This is a genomic window from Patulibacter medicamentivorans, assembly GCF_000240225.1.
Classification (GTDB): Bacteria; Actinomycetota; Thermoleophilia; order Solirubrobacterales; family Solirubrobacteraceae; genus Patulibacter; species Patulibacter medicamentivorans.
This window is the reverse complement of record NZ_AGUD01000225.1, coordinates 22269-32234: the sequence shown is the minus strand read 5'-3', so window position 1 is coordinate 32234 and position 9966 is coordinate 22269. Positions and strand designations below refer to the sequence as shown.

The 9966-nt window shown below is 73.9% G+C and carries 6 protein-coding genes and 1 pseudogene; 6 read left to right on the top strand and 1 reads right to left on the bottom strand.

Features of this window, described 5'->3' with window-relative positions:
• The 4 genes and pseudogenes from PAI11_RS27340 to PAI11_RS14880 form a co-directional block, all read left to right on the top strand.
• Positions 1-826, top strand: a pseudogene (locus tag PAI11_RS27340) (hypothetical protein); the annotation flags it as partial.
• Between the two features lie 234 nt (positions 827-1060).
• Positions 1061-3415 carry a flippase-like domain-containing protein gene (locus PAI11_RS14890; RefSeq protein WP_040600465.1) on the top strand — a complete coding sequence of 785 codons (2355 nt, stop codon included), beginning with the start codon at positions 1061-1063 and terminating at the stop codon, positions 3413-3415.
• Positions 3416-3459: 44 nt separating this feature from the next.
• Positions 3460-3801 carry a DUF4333 domain-containing protein gene (locus tag PAI11_RS14885; protein WP_007576302.1) on the top strand — a complete coding sequence of 114 codons (342 nt, stop codon included), beginning with the start codon at positions 3460-3462 and terminating at the stop codon, positions 3799-3801.
• Between the two features lie 36 nt (positions 3802-3837).
• Positions 3838-4749, top strand: a complete 912-nt coding sequence (locus PAI11_RS14880; protein ID WP_007576301.1) for an alpha/beta fold hydrolase — start codon at positions 3838-3840, stop codon at positions 4747-4749.
• A 25-nt stretch (positions 4750-4774) separates the two neighbouring features.
• Here the strand turns inward: PAI11_RS14880 and PAI11_RS14875 are convergent, their stop codons facing one another.
• Positions 4775-8407 carry a methionine synthase gene (locus PAI11_RS14875; RefSeq protein WP_007576300.1) on the bottom strand — a complete coding sequence of 1211 codons (3633 nt, stop codon included), beginning with the start codon at positions 8405-8407 and terminating at the stop codon, positions 4775-4777.
• A 149-nt stretch (positions 8408-8556) separates the two neighbouring features.
• Here PAI11_RS14875 and PAI11_RS24535 point away from each other — a divergent pair, with 149 nt between their 5' ends.
• Positions 8557-9183: a hypothetical protein gene (locus tag PAI11_RS24535; RefSeq protein WP_007576298.1), complete on the top strand. Its 627-nt coding sequence runs from the start codon at positions 8557-8559 to the stop codon at positions 9181-9183.
• A 121-nt stretch (positions 9184-9304) separates the two neighbouring features.
• Entirely contained in the window at positions 9305-9961 is a 657-nt protein-coding gene (locus PAI11_RS24530; protein ID WP_007576297.1) for an SHOCT domain-containing protein, read from the top strand.
• The last annotated feature ends 5 nt before the right edge of the window (positions 9962-9966 follow it).

Below are 9966 nucleotides of genomic sequence, written 5' to 3'. Positions count from 1 at the left end.
GGCGCCGGTGCGGGACGGGGCCCGGCCGCTCGCCCCCGGCCGCGAGGCCGACTACCGGGCGGCGATCCGGGCGGTCGCGGCGGCCGCCGGCGCGGCCGGGGCCCGGGTCGACGGCTGGACCCCGTGGAACGAGCCGAACGCCCCCTACTTCCTGAGCCCCCAGCGGACCGCCTGCCGCGACGACGCCGCGCCCTCGTCGCCCGCCGCCTACGCCCGGATGGCGGTTGCGATGGACGAGCAGCTGCGGGCGCTCGACCCGCGAGCTCGCGGCCGCCTGGTGCTCGGCGAGCTGGCCTCGTGGGCGGCGCCGAGCGGTCGGGCGGTCCCCGCCGACGAGTTCCTGCGGGCACTGCCCGACGACGTCCTCTGCCGGGCCGCGGTCGTCACGCTTCACGGCTACCTCGAGGCGCGACCACGGAGCGGACGCGGCGAGCCGGTCGCCGCCGGGCTCCGCGAGCTCGATCGCCGGCCCTGCCTCGACGGCCGGCCGGCCTGGATCACCGAGACCGGCGTCGGCGCGCCACGCGGCGGCGGCCGTCGCGACGTCTCGGCGCGAGTGCTGGCGTCGGAGTGCCGGCTGCTGCACGGCCAGCTGCTGCGCTGGTACCACGACCCGCGGGTCACGGCCGCCTTCCAGTACTCGCTGCGGGAGGACCGCTTCTTCCCGGTCGGGCTGCTCGACGAGCGGCTGCGGCGCAGCTTCCCCGCGGCCGAGGTCTGGAAGGCCTGGGGCGGCGCCCGCGATCCCGCCGGCCCGCCGCCGGCGCTGCCCGCCGCGTGCCGCGACGACCCGGCCGGCACCGCCGCCGAGCGCCCCGGCGGCTGAGCGACGACGGCCATGGAAGGGCCGGCGGCGCCTCCGTCGAAAGGAGGAGCGACGATCGACCGAAATCGGCCGAGGGACGGACGTCGGATTTGCGAGGATGTCGGCGTCCCCTCCTCTCGACGGTTCCGCCGGGCGCTCCAGGATGCGCCCCCTGCCCGCCGTCGTGCCCCAGCGAGCACGATCTCCTTGGCTCCCGCACGTAACCCGACGGCCCTGACGGGTAACCTCTAGCTGATGCGCGTTGCGCTCGTGTCGCCGTACTCGTGGACCTTCCCCGGGGGCGTCACTCGGCACATCGAGGCGTTGGCGCGGGAGTTGCGCGAGCAGGGGCACGACGCCCAGGTGCTCGCGCCCTACGACCCAGCCGATCGCCTCGCTGCTCGCCTGCACCGTGGGGCCTGGCCCCAGGAGCGGAGCGTGCCGGAGTGGCTCGTCCCGCTTGGAAGAACCGTCGGCGTGCCCGCGAACGGGGCCGTCTCGAACCTCGCGATCAACCCCTCGTCGGTCGCCCGCCTGCGGACGGCGCTCGCGACCGGCGGCTACGACGTCGTCCACGTCCACGAGCCGCACGCCCCGCTGCTCGGGTGGGACACGCTGCTGACCTGCGACACCCCGCTCGTCGGCACCTTCCACTGCTACTCGGCGAACTCGCTGACCAACGGCGCCGGCGTCGTCTTCGGCGCCCGCCGGCGGCTCAACCGGCTGGTCGAGCGGATCGCCGTCTCGGACGCCGCCGCCTGGACCGGGCAGCGCTACTACGGCGGCCGCTACCGGGTGATCCCCAACGGGGTCGACCTGGCGGCCGACGCGACCGGCCCCGCCGACCGCCCCGGCCGCCCGCCGGGCGTGATGAAGATCGCCTTCGTCGGCCAGGCCGTCGAGCGCAAGGGCCTGCCGATCCTGCTGCGGGCGTTCGACGCGCTGCGCGAGCAGCTGCCGGTCGAGCTGGTCGTGATCGGCCCCGAGGAGGAGGAGGTCCGCCGGGTCGCCTTCGACGATCGCCTCGACGGCGTCCGGATCCTCGGCCGGGTCGACGACGAGACCAAGCACCGCGAGCTGGCCGACGCCGACGTCCTCTGCGCCCCGTCGCTCGGCGGCGAGAGCTTCGGCATGGTCCTGACCGAGGCGTTCGCCCAGGGCGTGCCGGTCGTCGCCTCCGACATCGTGGGCTACCGCGACGTCGTCTCGGCCGGCCGCGACGGGATCCTCGTCCCGCCCGGCGACGCGCAGGCGCTGGCCCACACGCTCCGCGACCTGGCGCTGCGCCCGGAGCGCCGCCGCACGATGAGCGAGGCCGCCCGCCGCTCGGCCAACCGCTACGCCTGGCCGCGGATCGCCGCCCGCGTCGTCGGCGTCTACGAGGACGCCCAGCGCGCGCCGCAGCCCTCCGGCGTCATCGCCCGCGCCGCCGTTCGCCACGGCTTCCGTCCCGCCGACGGTCGCGAGCCGGTCCCCGCCCGCCGGATGCCGCGGCCCGACGCCCCGGTGATCGCCGGCAAGGCCGCCCGTCGCGCCCGCCGCCGTCGGCTGGCCCGTCGCGGCCTGGTCGCCGCCGCCGTCGGCGGCACCGTCGGCCTCGGCGCGCTGGCGCTGCAGCGGATCGGGATCGACAGCATCGCCAACAGCTTCGTCCGCTCGTCGCCGGCCTGGGTGCTGATGGCGCTGGCCGTCTTCGCGATCTCGATGGCGTTCCGCGCGATCTCGTGGCACGCGATCCTGCGGGCTGCGATCCCCGACGCCGCGCTGCGCCAGCGCGACACCTTCCGCGCGACCGCGATCGGCGTGCTGATGTCGGCGACGCTGCCGGCCCGCCTCGGCGAGCCCTCGCGCGCGCTGATCATCGCCCGTCGCGCCGGCCGCCCGCGCGAGCGATTGCCGGTGGTGCTCGGCACGCTCGTCTCGCAGACGCTGATCAACGTCGCCGCCCTGGTGCTGCTGGGGACGGTGATGATCGGGTCGATCCGGCTCTTCAAGGACGGCGACGGGGCGCTGCTGACGCTGACGATCGCCCCGGTGGCGATCCTGCTGGTGCTGCTCCTCGGCCCGCTGCTGCTGCGCCGTCACCGGCCGCGCTCGCCGAAGCTGCGCGAGCTGCAGGCCAAGCTCCGCGGCTGGGCGCACGCGCTGCGCAGCGGCCTGCGGGTGTTCACCAAGCCCCGCCACGGCTTCGTCGCGATCAGCGCCCAGCTGTTCGCCTGGGCGCTGCAGTGGCTCGGCTGCTACCTGCTGCTGAAGGCGTTCGGGATCCACGAGGGGATGGGCGCCGCCGCCGCGGTCCTGTTCGCGGTCAACGTGACCGCCGTGCTGCCGGCGACCCCGTCCAACCTCGGCGTCTTCCAGGCCGCCTGCGTGACGGTGCTGGGACTCGGCTACGGGGTCAGCAACGCCGACGCGCTCGGCTACGGGATCGTCCTCCAGGCCGTCGAGATCGCGACCGCGCTGGCGCTCGGGATGCCGGCGATGCTGGCCGAGGGCGTGACCTGGCGCGACGTCCGGATGCGGGCCCTGCACGCCAGCCCGGTCGACCTGCCGCCGCTGCCCGCGGGGGCGGTCGCCGGCTCGCGCGTCGGCGCGGAGGCCGAGTCCTGACGCCGATCGCCGCCCGCCGCGCGTCGCTCTGCGTCGCCGGGCTGGTGGCCGCGGGGTTGGCGGGCTGCGCGACCGAGGTCGTCGACGGCGGCGGCGCCGGTGGGCAGGTGGCGACGGTCGTCGCCGATCGCACCGGTCGACCAGCGGTCGCCCGCTGTCGTGGCGGCGCGGCGCTGAGCGTCGGCACCCGGTTCGTCTGCAGCGTCCGCTTCGACGACGGCGGCACGTCCGTCGTCCAGGTTCGCGTGACGGCGTCCGACGGCAGCTTCGACGTGGTGGCCGGGCTTCCCGGCCAGCCGCCGGCCCCGACCGGGAACGCCCCGCAGCCCCCGCCGCCGTTCGGGGCCGGGACCCCCCGGTCGGGGGCCGCGGGCAGCGGGCGCTGACGAGCCGGCGCGGGAACTCGTCTACCGTCGGGTGGGATGGAGCATCCCACCGCCGCCGTCGATCGCGAACCCCCGAGCGGGGCCTCCCAGCGATCCGGCGGGGACACGACGGCCGCGCTGCTGCGGCCCGACGCCGCGGTGCCGCTGGAGCTGGCCGACGGCACCGTCCGCACGGTCCTGCGCCACGGCGACGGCGTGCCGACGCTGCTGATCCAGGGGATGGCCGCGACCCACGGGCACTGGGGGCGCTGGTTTCTCGACGGCCTGCTGACGGCCGGCCGGCAGCTGATCAGCGTCAACCACGTCGGCGTCGCCCGCTCGAGCCGGGCGCCGGGGCCGTACACGATCGCCGACCTGGCCGACGACCAGGCGGCCGCCCTCGACGCCCTCGGGATCGACGGTCCGATCGACGTCTTCGGGATCTCGATGGGCGGGATGACCGCCCAGGAGCTGGCGCTGCGCCACCCGGAGCGGGTCCGGTCGCTGGTGCTCGGCTGCACGACGCCGGGCCACGTCCTGGGCACCTGGACCGAGCCGCTGGTGACGCAGGGCCTGGTCGAGGCCCTGCAGAGCGGCGACGGGGCCCGTGCGCTGCGCGCCAGCTGGGAGATCAACGTCTCGGCCGAGTTCGCCAGCCACGAGGACGCCTACGCCGAGTTCGTCGCGGTGACCAGCGAGAACCGGGTCTCGCTGCGGGTCATCTCCGAGCAGATGCAGGCGATCGGCGGTCACGACACGGCCGGCCGCCTGAGCGCGATCGACGTCCCGGTGACCGTCGTGCACGGCAGCGACGACCAGATGCTGCCCTATCCGAACGCCCCGGTCCTGGCCGAGGAGATCCCCGGCGCGCGGCTGGAGACGCTGCCGGCGACGGGCCACCTGTTCTTCTGGGAGCACCCCGAGGTCGCCGTCCGGGTCGCGCTGGAGACCGCCGCCCGCGCCGCCTGAGCGCGGGCGGCGTCGGCGCCGCGGCTCAGGCCGCGGCGCCCTCGGCCTCGACGGCCTCGGCGTCGTCGACCTCGGACTCCAGGAAGTCGGCCTCGATCCGGGTCGGATCGCGCTCGCTGTCCTTGATCACGTCGTCCGGCGAGCCGTCCTGCAGGAAGCGGCCGTTGCGCATGCCGTAGTAGACGGCCTGCGGGTGGTGGACGATCATCGCCAGCGTCGACTGCTCGGGCGTGGGGGAGTAGCCGTCGGTCAGGTCGAGCCCGATCCGGGAGATGTCGAGCAGCTCCTTGACCTTCTCGTGCTCGGACTGGTCGGGGATCGCGGGGTAGCCCCACGACAGCCGGCGACCCTGCGTGACCGGGATGCCGAACCAGTTGCGGACCTTCCAGTGCAGCCACTCCGACAGGCCCTCGGCGGTCTGCACGCCGAGGCCGTGGACGAACAGCTGCTCGGCGTACTCGCCCTCGGCCTCGAGCTTGGCCATCAGCTGCGTGACCTCGTCGCCGACGGTCAGCGCCTGGACGGCGATCACGTCGAGCTGCTCGGGCGCGACGACGGTGCCGTCCTCCTGCTTGACGCCGGGCCGGAAGAAGTCCGACGTCGCCATCCGGTCGCCCTTCTGCTGGCGCGGCGTGACGAAGCGGTTGATCTCGGTCGTGCGGTCCTCGGGGTCGAGGACGACGATCTCGTTGCCGTCGGCGTAGCAGGGGAAGAACCCGATCAGCGCCCGCGGGTGCAGGTAGGTCTGCTCCCGCCACATCCGCTCGAGCTTGTGGCGGAAGCCCTCGCCGGCGTCCTCGTCGGTCGGGTCGCCCTCGACCAGCTTGCGCCAGGCGTCGCCCTTGATCCCCTTGCCGCCCCAGTGGAGCTTGAACAGCACGTGCGTGTCGAGGTGGTGGTACAGCTCGTCCATGTCGACCGGCACCTCCTGCACGCCCCAGAACGGCGGCTCGGGCACGGGCGCGTCGGTGGCGACGGGGGAGCGGACCGACGTGTCGGTGACGGGCGGGAGGTTCTCGTCCTCCTTGGCCGCGTCGCGGAGCTTGATCGCGCCCGCCTTGATCTCCTCGAGCATCTGCGGGTGGGCCTCGTCGTCGACCATCCGGTCCATCACGCCGAGGCCCTCGAAGGCGTCCTTGCAGTAGAAGACGCCGCCCTCGTAGACGGTGTCGTCGTCGAGCCCGTTGGGGTGCAGGGCGCGGTAGGAGAAGTTGCGGTTGATCGCGGCGCCGCCCACCAGGACCGGGTACTTGAGGCCCTCGCGGTGCAGCTCCTGGACGGCCAGCGGCATCTGCTTCGACGTCGACACCAGCAGCGCCGAGAGGCCGATCGCGGTCGCGTCGTGCTCCTTGGCGGCCTCGAGGATCGTGCCGACCGGGACCTGCTTGCCGAGGTCGACGACGGTGTAGCCGTTGTTCGACAGGATCGTGTTGACCAGCGACTTGCCGATGTCGTGGACGTCGCCGAAGACGGTCGCCAGGACGACGGTGCCCTTGGTGTAGTCGGCGGTCCGCTCGAGGTAGTTCTCCAGCTGCTTGACGGCCTTCTTCATCACCTCGGCCGACTGCAGCACGAACGGCAGGATCAGCTCGCCGGCGCCGAACTTGTCGCCGACCTCCTTCATCGCCGGCAGCAGCACGTCGTTGAGCACCGGCACCGCGCCGAGCTTCTCGACGGCGCGGTCGATGTCGGCCTCGACGCCGTCCTTCTTGCGCTTGAGGATCCGGAAGTGCAGCGCCTCCTCCGGCTCCATCTCGGCGGTCGGGTCGGCCTTCTCGGCGGTCTCCTCGCCGGGGCCCTTCGACTCGAAGTGGTTGATGAACAGCTCGAGCGCGTCCTCGCGGCGGTTCCAGACCAGGTCCTCGGCCAGCTGCCGCTCGGTCGGGTCGATCTCGCCCATCGGGATGATGTGCGCCGGGTTGACCATCGCCAGGTCGAGGCCGGCCTCGACGCAGTGGTAGAGGAAGACCGAGTTCAGGACCGAGCGGGCCGCCAGGCCGACGCCGAAGCTGACGTTCGAGACGCCGAGCGAGGTCTTGACGCCCGGCAGCCGGTCGCCGATCGCGCGGATCGCCTCGATCGTCTGCACGGCCGAGTCGCGCCACTCCTCGTCGCCGGTCGTCAGCGTGAAGGTCAGCAGGTCGAAGATCAGCGCCTCGGGCTCGAGCCCGTGCTCGTCGCAGGCGATCTGCTTGATCCGCTCGGCGATCTCGAGCTTGCGCTCGACGGTCTTGCCCATGCCGATCTCGTCGATCGTCAGCGCGATCACGGCGGCGCCGTGCTCCAGCGCCAGCGGCACGACGACGTCCATCTTGTCGCGGCCGGCCTCGAGGTTGACCGAGTTGACGATCGCGCGGCCCGGGATCTGCTCGAGCGCGACCTTGATCACGTCCGGCTCGGTCGAGTCGATCTGGATCGGCGCCGGCTGGGTGAGGCTGATCTTCTTGACGACCTGCCGCATCTGCTCGGCCTCGTCGGAGCGCTCGGTCAGCGCGACGCAGACGTCGAGGACGTGGGCGCCGCCCTCGACCTGGCCCTCGGCGATCGTGACCAGCGAGTCGTAGTCGTCGGCCAGCAGCAGCTCCTTGGCCTTGCGCGAGCCCTGCGAGTTGACGCGCTCGCCGACGATCGTCGGGCGCGGCTCCTGGACCAGGTCGGCGGCGCCGATCATCGAGGAGACCTGGATCCGGCGGTCGACGGTGCCGGCGTTGGCGGTGCGGCCGGCGGGCTTCCGGGCGACCCGCTCGGCGATCGCGGAGATGTGCTCCGGGGTCGTGCCGCAGCAGCCGCCGACGATCGCGACGCCGTAGTCGTCGACGAACTCGCCGAGCGCGTCGGCCAGCGGCTGGGGCTTCTCGGGGAAGACCGTCTCGCCGTTGACGCCCTGCTGCGGGATGCCGGCGTTGGGGATGCAGTGGACGGGGACCGACGCGTTCTCGCCGAGGTAGCGGATCGCGTCGCGCATGTCCTCGGGGCCGGTCGAGCAGTTGAGGCCGATCACGTCGACCTTCAGCGCCTCGAGCGTCGTCACGACCGCGGCGACGTCGGTGCCCAGCAGCATCTTGCCGCCGTTGGGCAGGAGCGAGACCGAGATCTGCAGCGGGACCCGGCGGCCGGTCGCCTTGAACGCCTCGCGGGCGCCGAAGATCGCGGCCTTGACCTCGAGGATGTCCTGCGCGGTCTCGATGATCAGCAGGTCGGCGCCGCCCTGGATCAGGCCGCGCGACTGCTCCTCGAAGACGGTCACCAGCTCGGGGAAGAGGATGTTGCCGAGCGTCGGGTCGTCGGAGCTGGGCAGGAACCCGGTCGGGCCGATCGAGCCGGCGACGAAGCGATCGGGACCGGCCGCCTTGCGGGCGATCTCGGCCGCGCGGACGTTGATCTCGAGCGTGTGGTCGGCCAGACCCCACTCGTCGAGCTTCAGCCGCGAGGCCTGGAACGAGTCGGTCTCCAGGACCACGGCGCCCGCGTCGAGCATCGTGGTGTGGAGCTCCTCGATGACGTCCGGGCGGTTGAGGACCAGGACCTCGTGCGCGCGGCCGGGAAGGCGGTAGTCCTCCTCCAGCGAGAGGTTCTTCTCCTCCAGCAGCGCGCCCATGCTGCCGTCGAAGACGACGACCCCTTCACGCACGGCTGCCAGGTAGTCACGCTCGGCCATGCCCCAAGGCTACCAGCGAACGAGCCAACCTTGCCACAGCTTTGTCAAGGTTGCGGTGGGCCCTCGGCGGCCGGGTGGCGCTCCGTCGTTCGTCGAGGGCGGGGGCGTTCGGGGCGGGCGCGGGCGGTGGGCCACCGATGGTCCGGGGGATGCCCTCGCGCCTGATCCGGCGGCTCGCTCCCGGCCGGCTGCACCCGCTGCTGGCGCTGGCGGCCGCCTTCGTGTCGATCCTGCTCGCCCATCGGCTGTGGGTCGAGGATCCGGGGGTCGAGTACGGCGGCGGTCCGATCGGCGCGCTGGCGCAGCTGGCGCACACGGTCAACCTGCTGTTCCACGAGGCGGGCCACCTGCTGCTGATGCCGACCGGCTGGCGGACGGCGATCCTGCTCGCCGGCACGCTGCTGCAGCTGCTGGTCCCGCTGGCGATGCTCGGGCTCGCGATCCGCGAGCGCCGGACGGGGGCGGTGGTCGTCGTGCTCAACCTCCTGTCCGCGTCCTGCTACGCGGCGGCGACCTACGTCGCCGACGCGCGCGAGCGGTCGCTGCCGCTGATCACCGGCGACAGCGACCACCACGACTGGGGGCAGCTGATCTACGAGATCTGGGACCTGCCGGGCGCCGAGGATCCGATCGCGCTGGTGCTGCGGATCGCGGGGATCGCCGCGTTCGTGGCGGCGCTGGTGGCCTGCGCGGCGGGGGTCTGGCGCTGGGGCAGGGCCGGCGATCGCGGCGAGGTCGGCGCCGCCGCTCCGACGACCGGGCCGTACGGGCGCTGAACGCGGCATGCCGGGGCGCCCGCCCTCGGCCGCGTGACGGGCGATCCGCCACGCGGCCGGGGCGCCCGCGGCCCGATGGGGCCGGTCGACAGCGGCCGGCGGTCCCCGTACGGTTCGGCGCATGGGCTTGCTCGATCGCTTCCGCCGCGGTCCCGGCGCCGACGCCGTCCGCGGGACCGCGCAGGTGGTCGGGTGCTCGGGCAACACCGGCGACAGCGTCAGTCAGACCTGCCGGATGCAGCTCGTCGTCCAGGCTCCCGGCGTTCCGGCGACCTCGGTCGAGCACCGGGCGATCGTCCGGACCAAGCGCTGGCCGTCGCCTGGGATGGTGCTCCCGGTCGATCTCGATCCCGCCGACCCGGCGCGTCTCAGGATCGCCTGGGACGAGGTGCCCGAGACGCGGCAGCGAGCGGTCCAGAGCGCCGAGGCGCTCGCGGCGGCCCTGCGGGGAGAGCGCCCGGAGCAGCCCGCCAGCGGGCCCGGGGCGGCCGGGTGGGCGTCCGCCTTCGGTGCCCCGCAGGTGATCGACGTCTCCGGGGGAGATCTGTCCGACCTGCGCCCCGAGCAGCGGGCGAAGCTCCAGGCGCTCGGCCTCGACGTCGAGGCGCTGGCCGGCGCGGTCCGCGACGGCGTCGCGGCCGCCGGCCGGCCCGCCGCGGCTGACGGGACCGACGAGCGCCTCGCGCGGCTGGAGCGGCTGGCCGCGCTGCGGGCATCCGGCGTCCTCACGGAGGCGGAGTTCCAGGACCAGAAGCGGCGGATCCTGAGCGCCGACTAGAGCGC

Bases quoted from the DNA above. Each gene is read 5' to 3' on its own strand.
- PAI11_RS14890 (WP_040600465.1), top strand. From the start codon at position 1,061: ATGCGCGTTGCGCTCGTGTCGCCGTACTCGTGGACCTTCCCCGGGGGC.
- PAI11_RS14880 (WP_007576301.1), top strand. From the start codon at position 3,838: ATGGAGCATCCCACCGCCGCCGTCGATCGCGAACCCCCGAGCGGGGCC.
- PAI11_RS14875 (WP_007576300.1), bottom strand. From the start codon at position 8,407: ATGGCCGAGCGTGACTACCTGGCAGCCGTGCGTGAAGGGGTCGTCGTC.
- PAI11_RS24535 (WP_007576298.1), top strand. From the start codon at position 8,557: ATGCCCTCGCGCCTGATCCGGCGGCTCGCTCCCGGCCGGCTGCACCCG.
- PAI11_RS24530 (WP_007576297.1), top strand. From the start codon at position 9,305: ATGGGCTTGCTCGATCGCTTCCGCCGCGGTCCCGGCGCCGACGCCGTC.